Source organism: Amycolatopsis samaneae (assembly GCF_039541975.1).
In the GTDB taxonomy this organism is placed as follows: domain Bacteria; phylum Actinomycetota; class Actinomycetes; order Mycobacteriales; family Pseudonocardiaceae; genus Amycolatopsis; species Amycolatopsis samaneae.
This window is the reverse complement of sequence record NZ_BAABHG010000004.1, coordinates 34919-53543: the sequence shown is the minus strand read 5'-3', so window position 1 is coordinate 53543 and position 18625 is coordinate 34919. Positions and strand designations below refer to the sequence as shown.

General features: G+C 71.2%; 13 protein-coding genes. 8 read left to right on the top strand and 5 right to left on the bottom strand.

Features of this window, described 5'->3' with window-relative positions; translation table 11 throughout:
- Positions 1-102 precede the first annotated feature (102 nt).
- From ABD987_RS10950 to ABD987_RS10935, 4 genes are all read right to left on the bottom strand, one after another.
- Positions 103-771, bottom strand: coding sequence for an alpha/beta hydrolase (locus tag ABD987_RS10950; RefSeq protein ID WP_345390093.1), 669 nt, complete (start codon positions 769-771; stop codon positions 103-105).
- 133 nt (positions 772-904) lie between these two features.
- Positions 905-2404, bottom strand: coding sequence for an FAD-dependent monooxygenase (locus tag ABD987_RS10945; RefSeq protein WP_345390090.1), 1500 nt, complete (start codon positions 2402-2404; stop codon positions 905-907).
- On the bottom strand, positions 2401-2829 hold the full coding sequence (locus tag ABD987_RS10940) for a hypothetical protein (RefSeq protein WP_345390087.1): 429 nt from the start codon (positions 2827-2829) through the stop codon (positions 2401-2403). The genes ABD987_RS10945 and ABD987_RS10940 overlap by 4 nt, the downstream gene beginning before the upstream one ends.
- A 68-nt stretch (positions 2830-2897) precedes the next feature.
- The gene (locus ABD987_RS10935; RefSeq protein ID WP_345390084.1) at positions 2898-3410 is read right to left on the bottom strand and encodes a MarR family winged helix-turn-helix transcriptional regulator; all 513 of its coding nucleotides are present in this window, start codon (positions 3408-3410) and stop codon (positions 2898-2900) included.
- Positions 3411-3615: 205 nt separating this feature from the next.
- Here ABD987_RS10935 and ABD987_RS10930 point away from each other — a divergent pair, with 205 nt between their 5' ends.
- Complete coding sequence (locus tag ABD987_RS10930; RefSeq protein WP_345390081.1) at positions 3616-3798, top strand: hypothetical protein; 183 nt, start codon at positions 3616-3618, stop codon at positions 3796-3798.
- A gap of 203 nt (positions 3799-4001) precedes the next feature.
- Here the strand turns inward: ABD987_RS10930 and ABD987_RS10925 are convergent, their stop codons facing one another.
- Complete coding sequence (locus ABD987_RS10925; protein ID WP_345390078.1) at positions 4002-4841, bottom strand: GGDEF domain-containing protein; 840 nt, start codon at positions 4839-4841, stop codon at positions 4002-4004.
- Positions 4842-5188: 347 nt separating this feature from the next.
- Between ABD987_RS10925 and ABD987_RS10920 the strand changes: the two genes are divergently transcribed.
- The 7 genes from ABD987_RS10920 to ABD987_RS10890 all read left to right on the top strand — a co-directional run bounded on the left by ABD987_RS10920 (position 5189) and on the right by ABD987_RS10890 (position 18564).
- Entirely contained in the window at positions 5189-6487 is a 1299-nt protein-coding gene (locus ABD987_RS10920) for a purine-cytosine permease family protein (RefSeq protein ID WP_345390075.1), read from the top strand.
- 2 nt (positions 6488-6489) lie between these two features.
- Positions 6490-8064, top strand: a complete 1575-nt coding sequence (locus tag ABD987_RS10915) for a hydantoinase/oxoprolinase N-terminal domain-containing protein (RefSeq protein ID WP_345391577.1) — start codon at positions 6490-6492, stop codon at positions 8062-8064.
- On the top strand, positions 8064-9155 hold the full coding sequence (locus tag ABD987_RS10910; protein ID WP_345390072.1) for an S-methyl thiohydantoin desulfurase family protein: 1092 nt from the start codon (positions 8064-8066) through the stop codon (positions 9153-9155). The genes ABD987_RS10915 and ABD987_RS10910 overlap by 1 nt, the downstream gene beginning before the upstream one ends.
- Positions 9152-10243, top strand: a complete 1092-nt coding sequence (locus tag ABD987_RS10905) for an S-methyl thiohydantoin desulfurase family protein (protein WP_345390069.1) — start codon at positions 9152-9154, stop codon at positions 10241-10243. The genes ABD987_RS10910 and ABD987_RS10905 overlap by 4 nt, the downstream gene beginning before the upstream one ends.
- Positions 10240-11823, top strand: a complete 1584-nt coding sequence (locus ABD987_RS10900) for a helix-turn-helix domain-containing protein (RefSeq protein ID WP_345390066.1) — start codon at positions 10240-10242, stop codon at positions 11821-11823. The genes ABD987_RS10905 and ABD987_RS10900 overlap by 4 nt, the downstream gene beginning before the upstream one ends.
- Before the next feature lie 113 nt (positions 11824-11936).
- Positions 11937-12608, top strand: a complete 672-nt coding sequence (locus tag ABD987_RS10895) for a TMEM175 family protein (RefSeq protein ID WP_345390063.1) — start codon at positions 11937-11939, stop codon at positions 12606-12608.
- Positions 12609-12738: 130 nt separating this feature from the next.
- Positions 12739-18564 carry a DUF7927 domain-containing protein gene (locus ABD987_RS10890; protein ID WP_345390061.1) on the top strand — a complete coding sequence of 1942 codons (5826 nt, stop codon included), beginning with the start codon at positions 12739-12741 and terminating at the stop codon, positions 18562-18564.
- The last annotated feature ends 61 nt before the right edge of the window (positions 18565-18625 follow it).

Genomic DNA, 18625 nt, shown 5'->3' with positions numbered 1-18625 from the left:
TCCCTCCTGTGGGGCAGGAGTGACCGGGCGGGCAAAGGCGTTGCCTGAAATCCCCTGTCCTGGCAACCCCGCCGGGGCAGCGGCGTCCACAGTGGATGGCCGCTACAGCCGTTCGCGGACCAGTGCGGCGAACTGGTCCGGTCGGCTGAGGAACGGGCTGTGGCTCGTCTGCCAGGTCACCGTGGTGTCGCAGCGCTTCGCGAAGTGGGCGAACATGTCGGGCACGATCGCCCGGTCCTCGGTGCAGGCGAGGTAGGTGGACGGCGTGTCCTCCCACGCCGCCGCGAGCGCGGAGCCGGTGAACATCGTGACGGGTTCGGGGCGCAGCAACGAGATCGCGCGGTCGGCGACGGCGTCGGTGCAGTCGGCGTACAGGTTCTCGCGGACGGGGCCGGGTTCGAGGTGGGTCAGGCCCGCGTCGTCCACGGTCAGTGCCATCGGCGCGGCCTCGCGGCCGGTCTCCTGCTCGACCCGTTTGATCCAGTACTGGATGTTTTCCCCCGCCTTGGTCACGAAGGCGGCGACGTACAGGAGGTGCCCGGCCCCGCGCAGGCCGCTCGCGGTCATGCCGCCGTAGGAGTGCGCGAGCACCACCGGCGGCTCGGTGGCGCGGTCCACGATCTCCTGGACCAGCCGGGTGCTTTCGGCGAGCGGGAGGCCGCCGATGTCGGGCACGGTGACGTCGGCGCCCTCCCGGCGCAGGCGCTCGGCCACGTCGTCGAAATGGGCGGGCCGGTGCCACGCCCCGTGCAGGACGATCAGGGGACGCACGGTGTTCCTCCTCGGGCGGACAGGCCGCGGCGGGCCGGGTCCGGGTGGGCCCGGCGGGGCGTGCCGCGCGCGGACCTTCGATGTGCTCCCGAGCCTGCCCACGGCCGCCGCGGCCGTCCAACCTCCGAGACCGTTACTGCCCTAACGGCGCGGGTGCGGTGCCCAGCCAGGCAAGAACCGCCGCGGTGACCTCCGGGACCTCGGCCTCCGCCCAGGCACGGGCGACGTAGCCGTCGGGGCGGACCAGCGCGGCGGCCACCCCGGCGCGAGGCGGGCCCACGGCGACGTCGAGCCGTGGCGAGGCGAGCGCGCCGAAGCGCCCGTCCGGGGTGAGATCGACCAGCAGGAACCGGTCGATTTCCAGCCGGTGCACGAGTTTTCCGTCCGCCAGCGGCAGATCCGGGGCGGGCAGCCCGTCGAGCGGATGGGCGTCCCCGGCCACCGGGTAGCGCACGCGCAGCCCGCTCACCCAGCCCGCCAGCTCCGCCGACAGCGACGGCGACGTCGCGATCAGGTCGCTGGTCATCGTGCGCAGCGCGCCACCGGCGGGGGTGAACGTGGTCATCAGCGCGGACTGCGCGAGCGTGTTTTCGCCCAGCCGTACCGCGATCGGCAGCCGTTCGGCCTGGTAACTCGCCGCGCCGTCGACGATCGACGGCGTCGCCCAGCCGCGTAGTTCGGCGACGAGCTTCCAACTCAGGTTCGCCGCGTCCTGCAAACCCACGTTCATGCCCTGACCGCCCGCGGGCAGGTGCACGTGCCCGGCGTCGCCGGCGAGGAACACCCGGCCCGCGCGGAAACGGTCGGCGTGCCGGGTCGAGTCGGTGGTCTGCGAAAGCCAGCTCGCCGAGCGCAGCCCGAAATCGGTGCCCGCGATGCGGACCAACGTCGCCCGGAGATCGTCGAGGCCGGGCGGCCGCTGCCTGCGTGCCGCGACCTCTTCCGGGCTGAGGCCGGTGTCGCCGGGTTCCATGCCGAAAACGCGGTAACCCCCTGGCGTCCGGAAGATCGTGACCGAGCCGGTTTCGTGGCTCCACAGCGTGAGATTGCGCTCCGGGGCGTCGACGAGTTCGACGTCGGCGACAAAACCGATGTTCGAGGGGCCGGTGCCGGGGAAACCGATCCCGGCCGCCTTCCGGACCGTGCTGTGCGCGCCGTCCGCGCCGACCAGATACCGCGCCTCGCAGGTTTCCCCGTCGGCGGACACCACGACGCGGTCGGTGTCCTGGGTGAAGGAGCCGACCTCGCGTCCGTAGTGCACCGGGACGCCCCGCGTCGCGAGATGCTCGGCGAGGACGCGCTCGGTTTCGTTCTGGGGTATGAAAAGCATGTATGGGTAAGCGCTTTCGAACCCGCCGAGTTCGAGCATCGTCGGCAGCGTGGCGAAATGGGTGCGCGGCACCGGTCTGCCCAGCGGCAGCAGCAGATCCGTGAGCCGCTTCCCGTCCTCGACCCGCAGGGTGGCGAACGTTTCCAGCGTGCGCGCCTGCATGGCGATCGCCTTCGAAACCACACTCGCCCCGGGATTGCGTTCGAACACGCGCACCGAGACCCCGGCGGAGTCCAGCAGTGCCGCGGTGAACAGGCCGACCGGACCGGCGCCCACCACGACGACGTCGGTGTGCGCGGTCATGACCGGCTCCGTCGCGGCCGCAGGAGAAGGGTGCCGAGCACGAGCCCGGTGGTGGAGCCGACATGGACCAGCAGCGCCTGACGGTTCGGCGCCCAGGTACCGGTGACCGGACCGCCGGACCACATCGCGGCGGCGAACCCCGCCGAGGAAAGTGCCATGGCGCGCCACAACGCGCGTCCGCGTCCGCTGCCCGCCGTCGTGGCGACCACGACGGTGCCGAGCGCGCCGGCGGTGATCAGTGTTTCGCGGGCCAGGTGGTACTGGACGTGGCCTTCGCCGTGCCGTGCCTCGGGCGCGCGGTAGGTGTCGTCGGTGATGTGCGTGATGGTGTGCCACACCGAGGGGAGGGCGGCAGTCAGGCCCGCGAAGATCGCGGCTCTGCCCCAGTGCTCCCGGCGGCTCGATCGAGGAGTCCCAGAATGCATGGAACTAAGATAATGAACGTTAAGAGACCACGTCAAGGCGTGATCACGGTGGGTGACATGGAGGTGCTCTAGGCCCGGTCTTCCAGCGCGACGAGCAGGGTGCGCAGGTCCTCGTTCATCCGCTGCTGCCGCGCGGGCGGGAGCGCCGCGAGCAGCGCGTTCTCTGCCTCGGTCTTGGTGCCGAAGACGTGCTCCGCGCGGCGCGCGCCGGTGTCGGTGAGGGCGACGACCACCGAGCGGCGGTCGTCGGGATCGGGCTCCCTGGTCACCCAGCCCTTGCGTTCGAGCTGGTTCACCCGGTTCGTGACCGCGCCCGAGGTCAGCTGCATCTGCCGCATCAGCGAGCCCGCGGACAGCCGGTGGCCGGGCGTGGCGCGAATGAGGCAGGCGAGCAGTTCCAGCTCCCACAGCTCGATGTCGTGAGGTGCCAGCTCGCGCTTGAGCTCGGTCTCCAGCCGGTGTGCCACCCGGCGCAGCCGGTGGGCCAACGCCTTCGCCTCCAGGGTCGCCGCAGGATGGAGGGAGGAGATGGCGGCGATCATCTCGTCGACGAAATCCTGGCCGGACGGGGTGGCGGTCACCCGGAAATGCTAGCAGTGCCGGGTGCTTGACTCCATTGTGGACGTTCTGGGGTACCTGTCCGGTCCCCACGCCTGACGCCCTGAAGGGGTCCTTCATAGCACAAAAGTCCACAAAGGACAGTCAACGGCATTGATCGATTTTAGAGCTGAATACCAGCAAAACTGTGCGCTGGACGCGATAGCGGGCCTGGCCAATACTCGCCTCATGGACCCGACGCGCGAATCCCCGGCCCTGGCTGGACAGGGGGAGAAGGACCTGACGTCGCTGCTGCGGCGGTTCGGTGTCCGCGCGCTCGGGCTCGCCCTCGTCGCCGGGCTCCTCGGCCTCACGACACTGGCGATCCTCCTGTCACTGGCGGGTTTCGGCCTGCTCTTCGCCAGACCGTGACCGTCCCGCGCGGCACCGAGGGACGCCCTTGGTGCGCTCAGTGCGACGAGGGCGTCCCTCGGCGCGCCCAACGCACCGAAGGCGTCCCTCGGTTTCCGTGAAGGCCGGGCCGAAGGGGGCTTTCCTCTCCCCTGGCGCGAGGAAAGCCCCCTTCGGCCCTGATCGGGACACCGCCCGTGGCATCCGGGGTCGGGGCCCGGGTGCTAGCGCCGCTGCCTGCTCGCGACTCGGTGCGGCGTCCCGAAATCGTGCCCGTTTTCGGCCGAGGAGACCGGCGAGACGGGCGAGACCGGAGAGACCGGTGGGTCCGGCTCGGCGAGGATCGAGGTGGTTTCCGGCGGCCTCGCGCGCACGACCTGGTCGTAGCTCCAGGTGACACCCTTACCGAACGGACGGTCGGCCCGGACGGCGTGACAGCTCTGTCCGCGCCCGTTGCGCTTGGCCGCCAGCAGCGCCGCGTCCGCCGCCAGCAGGAGCCGGTCCAGGCTGAGGCCGAAGCCGTCCGAGGGCGACCACGCGGCGAGTCCGATGGAGGCGGTCAGGCCGGTGAGGTCGGTCTCCCCGGCCCGGACGCTGGTGGTCGCGACGCTCGCCGCGTTGAGCGCGAGGTTCAGCCGCCGGGCCACCGCGACCGCGTCGGTGATCCCGGTGCCGGGCAGCAGCACCAGGAACTCGTCGCCGCCGTAGCGGGCCACCAGGTCCTGTTCCCTGGTGACCGCGCGCAGCAGCCGGGCGACGTGCCGGAGCGCGTCGTCACCGGCGAGGTGCCCGTGCACGTCGTTGATCCACTTGAACCAGTCCAGGTCGGCGATGAGCAGCGCCATCGCCTGGCCGTGCGTCCGCGCCGTGGTCAGCACGCCGGTCGCCCGCCGGTGCCAGGTGCCGCGATCGGACAGCCCGGTCAGCCAGTCCGTGGCGCCATCGTCCAGCGGCTTGCCGCAGGTCGTGCACAGCGAACCCGCCCGGAACTCCGGCGGGCGCGGCGCGGCGGGGCGCCGGAAGCCGCGGTGGATCGCGGCGCGCCATCCGCGCGGGAGCCACATGGCCGCTCCCCCTCCCCACTGGACGAACACCGGGCGAACACCGGAGCACTGCCCGGAAAACACTGCACTGGATGACCGACGGTAGCCATTCGATGCCGATGCGGCTACGTGCGAGTTGCCCATCCGGGCGGGTGGCACTGGGCGGATCGCACATCCGGCCGTTCCGCCGACGGGAGCACTGGGACACTACGGGAAACGCCATGATCCGTCCGTGTTCCGCTCAGCGGGATTGGGCGGTCCGCCTGCCCGTTCCCCCGAAAGAGGGCCGATGGCCCATGGACGCGCCGTGTCGACCTGAGTACTATCCGGCGTCGCTCGCAGGTGGTGAGAAGGGGAAGGATCACCGGATGGCGAACTCCGTGGGTCGCGACGACTACGCGCTGACCCGGGTGCCCGCCGAGGCCCGGTATCCGTGGTTCTCGGTGGCGGTCCAGCGCTTCGGCCAGATGTCCGCGCTGAGTCAGTTCCTGCTGGGCGCCACACTGGGCTTCGGCATGCCGTTCTGGCAGGCGTTCCTCGCCTTCACCCTCGGCGCGGTGGTGCTGGAGCTGATCGCGATCGCGGTCGGCGTGATCGGCCAGCGCGAAGGACTTTCGACGTCGGTGCTGGCGCGCTGGACCGGGTTCGGGCGCGGGGGCGCGGCGGTCGTCGGGCTGGCGATCGGGCTGTCGGCGACCGGCTGGTTCGGCGTCCAGTCGGGGATCGCGGGCAGCGGGCTCGCGCGGCTCGTCGGATTCCTGCCGACCTGGGTGTGGTCGCTGGTCTTCGGGCTGGTCGTGACGGTGATCGTCACCTACGGCTTCCGGTGGATGGCGTGGACGGCCTACGTCGCGGTGCCCGCGTTCCTCGTGCTCGCCGGAGTGTCCATTGTGGCCGAACTGAGCAGGCACGACCTCGGCGAACTGGTCAGCGGGCCCGCGCCGGGCCCGCACCTGAGCGTGCTTCAGGCGGTCACGCTGGTGGCGGGACAGTTCATGGTGGGCGCGGTGGTCACCCCGGACATGACCCGGTTCAACCGCTCGCCCGGCGACGTGGTCAAGCAGACCATCGTGGGCATCACCCTCGGCGAGTGGGTGATCGGGTCGATCGGGGTGTTGCTGGCGCACGCGGTGCGCAGCAACGACGTCATCGCGATCGTCACCTCGTCCACCGGCTGGCTGGGCCTGCTGGTGATCGTCACCGCCGCGCTGAAGGTCAACGACTGGAACCTCTACGTCTCCTCGCTCGGCCTGGTCAACTTCGCCGAGACGGTGTTCGGGCGCAGGCTCGACCGCGCCAGGGTGTCGCTGGTGGTGGGCGTGCTCGGCAGCCTGCTCGCCGCGGCCGGGATTCTGGGCAGCTACACGGGTTTCCTGACCCTGCTCGGCATCGTCTTCCCGCCGATACCCGGGATCATGATCGCGGAGTACTACTTCGCCAGACGCTGGCGGGCCGGGCTCTCCGCCGCGGGCCCGGAGCAACTGCGCACCGGGGCGCCCGCGTGGGTCCCCGCGACGCTGGTCTGCTGGGCCGCGGCCACGCTGGTCGGCAAGTTCGTCACGGTCGGCCTGCCCAGCATCAACGCGCTGGTCGCCGGGTTCGTGCTGTATCTCATCGCCGAGCGGGTCACCCGGCGGCGTCGTTCGGGGGAGCTTGCCGGAACATGAGTCTGCGGATCGGCATCGACGTCGGCGGGACGCACACCGACGCCATCGTGATGGACGGCGACCGCGTCGTCGCCACGGTGAAGTGCCTGACCACCGAGGACGTCACCACCGGCATCGTGGCCGCGCTGCGCGTGCTGCGTGAACAGTCCGAAGTGGACCCGAAGGACGTGCGGGCGGTGATGATCGGGACCACGCACTTCATCAACGCGCTGGTCGAGGCGAACCGGCTCGCGCCGACCGCGGCGCTGCGGTTCGGGCTGCCCGCGACCGCGGCGCTGCCGCCGATGGTCGACTGGCCGGACTCGCTGGTGACCGCCGTCGGCGGCCGGTCCTACCTGTGCCACGGCGGGGTCGAGTTCGACGGCCAGGACATCGCCGATCTGGACGAGGACGAGATCCGCCGCGCCGCGCACGACATGCTCTCCCACGGGGTGCGCAGTGTGGCCGTGTCCTCGGTGTTCTCCCCGGTCAGCGCGGAGCACGAGCTGCGCGCGGCCGAGCTCCTGGCCGCCGAGGCCCCCGAACTGGACGTCAGCCTCTCCCACGAGATCGGCAGACTCGGCCTGCTGCAACGGGAAAACGCCACGATCATCAACGCCGCGCTGCGCGAGATGGCCGCGCAGATCGTCGACGGGCTGGCCGCCGCGGTGCACGGCGCGGGCATCACCGCGCCGCTGTACCTGAGCCAGAACGACGGCACGCTGATGGAGGTCGACTACGCGCGCCGGTACCCGGTCGCGACGTTCGCCTCCGGACCGACGAACTCCATGCGCGGCGCGGCCTTCCTGTCCGGGCTGACCGACTGCGCGGTGGTCGACGTCGGCGGCACCACCACCGACGTCGGCGTGCTGCGGCACGGCTTTCCCCGCGAGGCGGCCACCGAGGTCGTCGTCGCCGGGGTGCGGACCAACTTCCGGATGCCCGACGTGCTCTCGATCGGGCTCGGCGGCGGTTCGCTGGTGCACGGCACCGGCGCGGCCGACGTCGCGGTCGGCCCGGACAGCGTCGGCTACCGGCTCACCGACCGGGCGCTGGTGTTCGGCGGGGACACCCTCACCGCGACCGACATCGCCGTCGCCGCGGGCATTCTCGACATCGGCGAGCGCGGCCGCGTCCGGCATCTGGCGAAGGACTTCGTCGCCGCGGTCCTCGCCGACATCGAAACCAAGGTCGCGCGCACGGTCGACCGGATGCGCAGCTCGCGCGAGCGTCCGCCGGTCGTGGTCGTCGGGGGCGGCGGGATCCTGGTGCCCGACACCCTGGAGGGCGCGGGCACCGTGCACCGGACCGAGCACTTCGCGGTGGCGAACGCGATCGGCGCCGCCATCGCGCAGGTCGGCGGCGAGGTGGACCGGATCTACCCGATCGAGCCGGGCCGCCGGGAGGCCGTGCTGGACGCGGCGAAGCAGGAGGCGGTCGACCGGGCCGTGGCGGGCGGCGCGGATCCCGGCCGGGTGCGGATCGTGGACATCGACGAGATCCCGATCGCCTACCTGCCCGGCAACGCCACCCGGGTCCGGGTGAAGGCGGTCGGCGACCTGGTGCTCGGCACCGACAGCACCGACGGGGTGGCGTAGTGCGGGAGATCCAGGCGGCGGAACTGCCCGACATCGCCACCGGCGCCGCGCTGCTGGGCACCGGCGGGGGCGGCGATCCCTACCTCGGCAGGCTGCTGGTGCGGCGGGAGTACCTGCGTGGCCGCACGGTCTCGCTGCTGGACGTCGGGGAGCTGCCCGACGACGCGCTGGTGATCCCGGCGGCCGGGATGGGCGCGCCGACCGTCCGGGTGGAGAAACTGCCCAACGGGGACGAGGCGAGCACGGCCTTCCGGATGCTGGAGCGGCACCTCGGCCGCCGCGCCGACGCCACGATGCCGGTCGAGTGCGGCGGGTCCAACTCGATGGTGCCGCTGCTGGTCGGCGCGCAGCTCGGGCTGCCGGTGGTGGACGCGGACGGCATGGGGCGCGCGTTCCCCGAACTACAGATGCAGACCTTCGGCGTGTACGGGATTTCCGGTTCTCCGCTGGCGTTCAGCGGTTCGCACGGCGAACGCGGCGTGCTCGACACCGGCACCGACAACGTCCGGCTGGAGCGGCTCGCGCGCGGGGTGACGGTCCGGCTGGGCGGGACCGTGAGCATCGCGCAGTTCGCGATGAGCGCCGCCGACGTGCGGCGCACGGCCATCCCGGGCACCCTCTCGCTGGCCCTGCGGATCGGCCGGTGCCTGCGAGAGTCCCGCGAGCGGTATCGTGATCCTTTCGCCGCACTGACCGAGCTGTTCAAGGAGACCGCCTACGCCTACGCCACCCCGGTTTTCAGCGGCCGGATCGTCGACGTCGAACGCCGGACCACCGGCGGGTTCGCGCGCGGCACCGCGACCATCGAGTCCTTTGTGGACAATTCGGTGCTGGAACTCGCCTTCCAGAACGAGCACCTCGTGGCCAGGGTGGACGGCCGGATCCGGGTCATCGTGCCCGATCTGATCACCGTGCTGAACGCGGAGACCGCCGAGCCGATCACCACCGAGGCCCTGCGCTACGGGCTGCGGGTCACGGTGTTCGCGATCGCCGCGCCGCCGATCATGCGCACCCCGGAGGCACTCGCGGTGTTCGGCCCGCGCGCGTTCGGGATCGACGCCGATTTCACCGGGGTGGAGGAGCTGGCATGAGCGACGCGCCTGCCGGGCAGGCGCTCAGCGTGGACGACGTGGACGCGCTGCGGTGGGGAGCGAGCCTGCTCGGCTCGGGTGGCGGCGGGGAGCCCCGGCTCGGCGCGCTGTGGCTGGCGCGGGAGATGAGCGGGGGCGCCGGGGTCGAGGTGGTCGCCGTCGACACGCTCGCCGAGGGCTGGGTGCTGACCGTGGCGGTCGCCGGGTCCACCGCCTCGGTCGGGATCGAAAAGCTGCCGGCGGGCGACGAACTGCGCCGGTGCGTCACCGTCGCCGAGCGCTACCACGGGGTGCACATCGACGCCATCGGCGTGGTCGAGGTCGGCGGCAGCAACGCGCTGTTCCCGTTCATCGCCGCGGCGCAGACCGGGAAACCGGTGGTGGACGCGGACCTGATGGGCCGGGCGTTCTCCCGGCTGGACCAGACCGTGATGGACCCGGGCCCGGACCTGACCGGGGCGTGGGTGTGCGCGGAGGCGCACGGCGCCGCGATGGTCATCGACGGCGTGGAGCCACGCACGGCCGAACGCGTGATGCGCGGCGCGCTGACCGGGCTCGGCGGCTGGGCCGCGCTCGCGTATCCGCCGCTGAGCGCGGAGACCTACCGCCGGGTGGCGCTGCGGGGCACCGTGCGGGCCGCGATCGGGCTCGGCAGGCGCTACCGCGCGGGCGCCGCCGCCGGTCTCGACGGCCCAGAGCTGGCCGAGCGGCTGGGCGCCGAGCACCTCGGCCAGGGCACGGTGCTGGAGGTGTACCGGTATCCGGGCAAGGGCTTCGGCAACGGCTCGGTGGCGGTGCGCACCACCGACGGCGCGCAGGTGCTGCGCGTCGAAATGCAGAACGAGTACGCGATGGTGCTGCGCGACGGCGAGGTGGTCGCCACCACGCCCGACGTGATCTGCCTGCTGGACACGCACAGCCTGCAGGTGATCCAGACCGGCGAGGTCCGGCGCGGGCACGAGGTCGTGCTGCTGGCCCTGCCGGTGCCGGACCGGCTGTGGCATCCCGACATCCTGCCCAGGGTCGCGCCGAGGGCCTTCGGCCTCGACGCCGATCCGGTACGTCGTACGAAAGGTCGAATGCGGTGACCGAGCCCGCGGATCCCCTCGCCCTGCGCCAGCTGGTGGCGCATCCGGTCCTCGACGGCGCCGAGGTGGTCGGCGGCGCGACCGGCGACGTCGTGGTGCAGCGGGTCCGGGTGCGGCCCGGGGTCGACGCCACCGGGCTCGGGCCGGGTGACCTCATCGTGGTCACCGCGCTCGGTGACGCCGCGGGCTGGCAGGTCGAGGCCGGGATCCGGCGCTGCGCGCTGGCCGGTGTCGCCGGGCTGGTGCTGCCCGGCGGGGGCCGCGGCCCGCTGGCCACCAGCCTGCTGCTCGCCGAACGGCTGGGCCTGCCGCTGATCCTGCTGCCGGCCGGGGCGAGCGCGCACGACGTGGCGCTCCGGCTCGCGCAGCTGGTCGCCACCCCGGAGGTGACGCGGGCCGAACAGGTGCTCGAGTTCGTGCGGCGGATGCGGGGGCATCCGGACAGCCTGGAGGCGGTGGCCGACGCGGCGGCGAAGGTGCTGCGCGCCCCGGTCAGCATGCTGAGCCCGGACGGCGCGCTCGTGCACGGCGCGCATTCGCCGTCCTCCTTCCGGCGCGATCTGACGCTGCCGCAGGTGGTGGTCGAGGACGAGCTCACCCACGTCGTCCAGCCGGTGTCGACCACGGCCGCGCCGCTGTGGCTCACCGCGGCGCTGACCAGCCCGACCCCGGCGCGGGTGGCGATCGCGCAGGCCGTGCTGGCGATCGCGGAGCCGTGGGCGGTGTCCTGGCTGGCCACCCAGCGGCTCGCCGCCGAACGCGACGCCCGTGCGCGCACCACGTTGCTGGCGGATCTGCTGCGGGTGCGCGAGGAGGCCGGGACGGTGGTCCGGCACCGGGCCGCCATCCTCGGCTGGCGGCTGGACGGCTGGCACACCGCCGTCTACCTGCGCCGGCTCGACGACCCGTCGGCCGACACCCTCACCGACCGCGACGAGATCGTGCGCCTGCTGCGGGAAAACGACGTCGACGGGCCGCTGGTGGAGCAGTCCGACGGCTGGGTCGCCTGGCACACCGCGAGCTTCGACTCCTCGCCGCAGAACGTGAAGTCGCTGATCTCCTCGATCCGGCTCGTGCTCACCCGGCTGGGGACCGGCGCCGGGATCGCCGGCGGCGTCGGCCGCACGCACCCCGGGATCGGTGGGCTCGCCCGCACCGTGGACGAGGCCCGCGAGGCCGCGCTCTCGGTGGACCCCGCCGTGGTCGAGGACCACAGCCTGGACGCGGGCTCCCGCGTCGTGCACATCGACGCGCTCGGGGTGGGCAGGCTGGTGCGCGTGTGGACCCGGTCGCGGACCGCCCGCGCGCTCGCCACCACGCTGCTGGCCCCGCTGGCCGAGCACGACACGCTGCTGTCCACCCTGGACGCCTACCTCGAACACGAGTCCTCGGTGGTGGCGGCGTCCTCGGCGCTGGGGCTGCACCGCAACACCGTCGCCGACCGGATCGCCCGCGCGCAGAAGATGCTCGGCGTCAACCTCCGCGACCCGGACGACCGCCTCGCGGTCGAACTGGCCTGCCGCACGCTGCGCCCGAAGGCCCGCGAGCCGGAGGACGGCGCCACTCCCACAACCGGGTGATACGGGGCGTCAGGGCAGGATTCGCCGCCCGGAAGGGTGCTTCGGGTCCACGATTTTGTCCCAAAAGTACCTTGAAGTGACAGTGGTGCCGGTGCCTGGCAAACTGCTTTCCCGTGGTGGACGACGAACAACCGGCCGGCGAACACTCTCCGTATTTCAGTGACGAAGAGGATCGGCAGTACCTCCGTGAGCGCCTGATTTTCTTCTCCGACGCGGTCGTCGCGATCGCGATCACGCTGCTCGCGCTGGACCTTCCGGTGCCGCACGGGAAGACCGACACCGAGGTGTGGCATTCCTTTCTGGAGTTACTGCCGAAGGAATATCTGAACTTCCTGGTCGGATTCGCGGTCATCGCCTTCTTCTGGCTGAATCACCACCGGTTCTTCCGCGGTGTGTATGTGGTTTCCCCGAAGCTGCTGCGACTGAACATGCTGTGGCTGTTCTTCATCGTGGTGTCGCCGTTCGCCACCCGGCTGGACAGTGAGGACTCCGCCTTCGTGCTGGGTCCGGTGTTCTTCGCGATCGTGATCGCCGCACTGGCGCTGGTGCTGACGGCCATGGCCGCGCACGCCGCACGGGCCGACCTGAACCGTCCGGGCGTGCCCCAGCGCTCGGGGCGGTCCATGATCGTCGGTGGCCTCACCGCGGCCGGGGTGTTCCTGCTTTCCATCCCGGTGAGCTTCATTCACCCTTCCTGGGGACGGTATGTCTGGTTGTCCCTGGTCGTCGTCTCGTCCGTGGCGGATCATCTGACCGAACGGCGCGCGCACGCGGCAGCACGGTAGTTCCCGCGCCAGGGGGATACGCGTGAATACCTCGGTCGGGTGACTTGTTCCGGGCGGGCGGGCTTCGAGTTGTCCGGAATGGTCGGCGTTGATTTGATGCGATCATGCGGAATCGGCCTGTGCTGGTGAAATGGTGATCCCGGCGCGTGGTCGTCACATTTCCACGCCGCGCCGGATCGCGATACAGCTGCTCGCCGCGGCCGTGGCGGCGTCCACCGCGCTGGTGGGCGCGGCCACGCCCGCCGCCGCGCAGACCGCGTCGTGGCCGGTCGAGGGTGAGCACACACCGTCCACTTTCGACTGCGAGCACCTGTACTACAGCAACTACCGCTCCGGGATGCAGTTCGTCAACGACTCCGCCGGTGACGCGACCATCGACAACACGGTGATCACCAAGCGGACCGGCGGCGGCCCGCCGGACTACTGGTCGAGCAACATGGCGCTCGGAAAGGATCCCGACACCGGGCGGGTCGCCGCCTTCTACTCGCACTACACCTCCGCCAACCGGACGCTCTACAAACACGTTTCCGGGACCGACACCGTCACCGACGAGATCGCCGGGGGTGCGACGCGGGAACTGCCCGCCGGGGCCAACTGGGGCGGGATCACCGCCGACCCGAACACCGGGATGCTGTTCGGCGCGCAGAACGGCGGCGTGCCGAAGCTGTTCGGTATGGACCTCGCGAGCGGGGACACCACGATCTGGACGCGGGGCGACAACCTGACCCCGGTGCCCGCGAACGATCCGGTCTTCCTCGGCGGGTCCATCGTGCCGGACCTGTTCGTCGACGACGCCGGCGGCGCCTACTACGGCATCAGCTACGGCGGCTCGACCTACATCTACCGGCTGGATCCGGCGACCGGCACCACCACGCAGGCCGTGCACGTGACCGGACCCGGGTCGTCCAACGGCTTCAACAACTACGGGATGGCCTACCACCACGGCTCGATCTACCTCGGTTACCTCGGCGGCGCACTGTACAAAGTGGACCCGGCGACCGGCGAGTCGGTGCAGGTCGCCGGTGGCAACGCGCAGGACAACCAGGTCGGGCGGATCACCTCCGAGTCCGGGGGCACCTGGCCGATCACCGACCTGGCCAGCTGCTCGATCGCGCCGAACCTGACCGCGAACCTCGTCGTGCGCAAGACCGCGAGCCCGTCGACCGCGAAACCCGGCGACACCGTGCGGTACACGGTGACCGTGGCCAACAAGGGCGACGGTCCCGCGCCGGACGCCCGGCTCACCGACGACCTGTCCGGCGTCCTCGACGACGCCACGTACAACGGCGACGCGGCGACCACGACCGGCGGAGCGCCGACGCCGACGCAGCCGAGCTACGACAGCGCGGGGAAGAAACTCGGCTGGACGGGCGAAATCGCGCCCGGCGCCACGGTGACCATGACGTACTCGGTGACCGTGAAGTCTCCGTCCACAGGGGACAACAGACTGCGCAACGTGGTGACCGTGCCGGAAAGCAACTGCGCGCAACCGGCGAAGGACCGGGCCTGCTCGTCCGAGGTCCCGATCGCCGCGCTGAAGATCGCGAAGCAGGCCTCCCCCGGGAAACCCGGGCCCGGCGGCGTCGTCACCTACACCATCACCGCGACCAACGACGGCCAGGCCGACTGGACCGGCGCGGAGCTCACCGACGATCTGTCCGATGTGGTCGACGACGCCGCGTACAACAACGACGCCCGCGCCCGCAAGGCCGACGGGGCCGCCACCGGGGTGGTGTCCTACGACGCGGCCGGCCGGAAACTGCGCTGGACCGGCGACGTCCCGAAGGGCGCCACGGTCACCATCACCTACACCGTCACGGTCGGCGACCCTCCCGCCGGGAACCGGCGTCTCGTCAACCGGGTGACCGGTCCCGACGGCTCGAACTGCGGCACCGGCAGCACCGATCCGGCCTGCGGCACCGACGAACCGATCTCCGGCCTGGTGATCCGGAAATCGGCCGCGCCCACCACGGCGAAACCCGGCGATACCGTCACCTACACGATCACCGCCGAGAACGTCGGTGCCCTCACCGAGCCCGGGGTCACGCTGTCCGACGACCTGAGCGGCGTGGTCGACGACGCCACCTACGGCAACGACGCCGTCGCCCGGATCGGCGGCGCCACCGCGCCCAGCCAGCCGTCGTACGACCAGGGCACCACGAAGCTGACCTGGACCGGTGACGTCCCCGCCGGGCAGACCGTGACGATCACCTACACAGTCAAGGTGAACGCGCCCCCGCGCGGGGATCACGTGCTGCGCAACGCGGTCACCAGCCCGCCGGGGACGAACTGCGCGGACCCGACCGATCCCGGCTGCGTGACCGAGACCGAGGTCGCCGCCCTTGAGATCAAGAAGTCCGTGGACCGGGCGGATGCCAAGCCGGGTGAGAAGGTCACGTACACGGTGACGGTGCGGAACACCGGTGAGGCGCCGTATCCCGGTGCGTCGTTCACTGACGATCTTTCCGGTGTTCTCGATGACGCGACGTGGAACAACGATGCCGTGGCTACGTCGGGTACGACGTCGTTTGATGCTGGGGGCCAGCGGTTCCACTGGGCCGGTGACGTCGCGAAGGGCGCGACGGTGACGGTGACGTATTCGGTGACGGTCGGTTCGCCGCCCGCTGGGGATCATCGGCTGCGTAACGCGGTGACGGGTCCGGAGGGGTCGCCGTGTCCGCCCGGTAACACCAATCCGGACTGTGGCACCGATACGGCGATCGGGGAGTTGCGGTTGACCAAGACCGCTTCGCCGGGTGTGGCCAAGCCGGGTGAGAAGGTCACCTACACGGTGACCGCGCACAATCCCGGCACCGGCACCTATCGCGGCGCGCGGTTCGACGACGACCTGTCCGGCGTGCTGGACGACGCGACGTACAACAACGACGCGAGTGCCACCGGCGGGTCAGTCGGCTATCAGGCGCCGAGGTTGTCCTGGACCGGTGACGTCGCGGCCGGGGCGACGGTCACGATCACCTATTCGGTCACCGTGGGCAGTCCGCCCCGGGGTGACAAGAAGCTGAAGAACGCGGTCACCGGTACGGGCGACACGAACTGTCCGCCGGGCGGTACCGATCCCGCGTGCGGGACCGAGACGAAGGTCGCCGCCCTCGAAATCAAGAAGGCCGTGGACCGGACGGACGCCAAGCCCGGCGAGAAGGTCACCTACACCCTGACCGTGGCCAACATCGGCACGGCGAAGTACCCCGGCGCGTCGGTCTCGGATGATCTGTCCGGGGTGCTGGACGACGCCGCGTACAACAACGACGCCGCCGCGACCGGCGGGTCTGTCGGCTATCAGGCACCGAAACTGTCCTGGACCGGTGATGTGGACGCCGGGGCGACGGTCACGATCACCTACTCGGTCACGGTCGACAGTCCGCCCCAGGGTGACAAGAAGCTGAAGAACGCGGTCACCGGCACGGGCGACACGAACTGTCCGCCGGGCAGTGCCGATCCCGCGTGCGGGACCGAGACCGGCCTCGGCGCTCTTGAGATCAAGAAGACCGTGGACAAGGCCGACGTCAAACCCGGCGAGAAGGTCACGTACACGGTGACGGTGCGGAACACCGGCGAAGCGCCGTACCCCGGTGCGTCGTTCACTGACGATCTTTCCGGTGTTCTCGATGACGCGACGTGGAACAACGACGCCACGGCCACCTCGGGTACGACCTCGTTCGATGGTGGGGCTCAGCGGTTCCACTGGACCGGCGATGTCGCGAAGGGCGCCACCGTGACGGTGACGTACTCCGTCACGGTCGGCTCGCCGCCCGCCGGGGATCATCGGCTGCGCAACGCGGTGACGGGTCCGGAGGGCTCGCTCTGTCCGCCCGGTAACAGCAATCCGGACTGTGGCACCGACACCTCGATCGGGGAACTGCGGTTGACCAAGACCGCTTCTCCGGCGACCGCGAAGCCCGGTGAGAAGGTCACGTACACGGTGACCGCGCACAATCCCGGTACCGGTACCTATCGCGGCGCGCGGTTCGACGACGACCTTTCCGGCGTGCTGGACGACGCGACGTACAACAACGACGCCACCGCGACCGGCGGCGCCGTCACCTACACGCGGCCGACCCTGACCTGGACGCACGACCTGCCCGCGGGCGCGACGGTCACCATCACCTACTCCGTCACCGTCGGCACGCCGCCCGGCGGCGACCACCGGCTCGCCAACGTGATCACCGGGCCGCCCGATTCGAGCTGCCCGCCGGGATCCGACCGGCCGGAATGTCGCCCGGTGACGCCGATCGCGCAGCTGACCATCAAGAAGGCCGCGAGCCCGGCGAACCCGAAACCGGGTGACACGGTGACCTACACCGTCACCGCGGCCAACTCCGGTACGGCGAAGTACACCGGCGCGTCGGTCACCGACGACCTCTCCGGTGTCCTCGACGACGCCACCTACAACGACGACGTGCGCGCCACGGCGGGGTCGGTGGCCTACCAGGCACCGAAGCTGACCTGGACCGGTGATGTCGACGCCGGGGCGACGGTCACGATCACCTACACCGTCACGGTCGGCAGTCCGCCCCAGGGCGACAAGAAGCTGAAGAACGCGGTCACCGGCACGGGTGACACGAACTGCCCACCGGGCAGCACCGACCCGGCGTGCGGAACCGAGACGCCGCTGCCCGCGCTGAAGATCACGAAGCGGGGCACCCCCGAGGAAATCAAGACGGGGGACCGGGTCACGTACACGATCACGGTGGAGAACACCGGTGAGGCGCCCTACCCGGACGCGTCGTTCACCGACGACCTCTCCGCGGTCCTCGACGACGCGACCTACAACGACGACGCGCGCGCGGACTCCGGCACCGTCGTCTTCGCGCGGCCGGACCTGCGCTGGACCGGCACGCTCGCCAAGGGCGCCAAGGCGACCGTCACCTACTCGGTCACCGTCACCAACGCCGGTGACCACCGGCTCGCCAACGTCGTCACCGGGCCCGGCTCGAACTGCCCGGAGGGCTCCACCGATCCGGACTGCCGGGTGGTGCTGCCGAAACCGCACCTGCGGATCGTCAAGACCGCCGACCCGAAGAGCGCGACACCGGGCGGGAAGGTCACCTACACGGTGCGGGTGCGGAACCTCGGCGAGGCGCCGGCGACGGACGCGTCGTTCACCGATGACCTGACCGAGGTCCTCGACGACGCCACCTACCGCGACGACGCGAAGGCGACCGGCGGATCGGTCACCTACGACCGGCCGCGCCTGCACTGGACCGGCACCGTCGCCGCGGGCGCCGAAGTCGTCGTCACCTACTCGGTGACGGTCGGGCAGCCCCCGGCGGGCGACAAGGTCCTGCGCAACGCCGTGGCCAGTCCGGACGACACCAACTGCCCGCCGCCGGACGCGCGCGCCGAGCGGGATCCCGCCTGCGGCACCGAAACCCCGGTCCGCGCCATGACGATCACGAAGCGGGCGGGGGCGGCCACGGCGAAGCCGGGGGACAAGGTCACCTATACGGTCGACGTGGTCAACACCGGCGCCGAGGCCTACCCGGACGCCACCTTCATCGACGATCTCACCGACGTCCTCGACGACGCCGTCGTCAACCAGGACGCGAAGGCCACGGACGGCACCGTCGAGCAGAGCGGCGCGCGGCTGATCTGGCACGGACCGCTGGCGGTCGGCCAGACCGTCACCGTCACCTACTCGGTCACCGTGAAGACCGGGCTCACCGACGAACGTCGCCTCCGCAACGTCGTGGTCTCCCCGAACCCGGGGACCAACTGCGTCACCAGCGCCGAACCGGGCTGCGGCACCGACACCCGGGTCGTCACGCCGGACCAGCCACCGCCCGTGACACCGCCGGGGCCCGGCACCCCGGGGACACCGCCGCCGCTGGCCTCGACCGGCACGCCGCTCGGTGACCTGTTCCTCGGCATGCTTTTCCTGCTGCTCAGCGGATTCGCGTTGGTGGTGTCGGCTCGGCGGCGGTCACGTCACGGCTGATCCACGGACGGGTCGGGCCCTGGACACGCGGTCGGCGCACCGCATACTCTCGGTGGCGCGG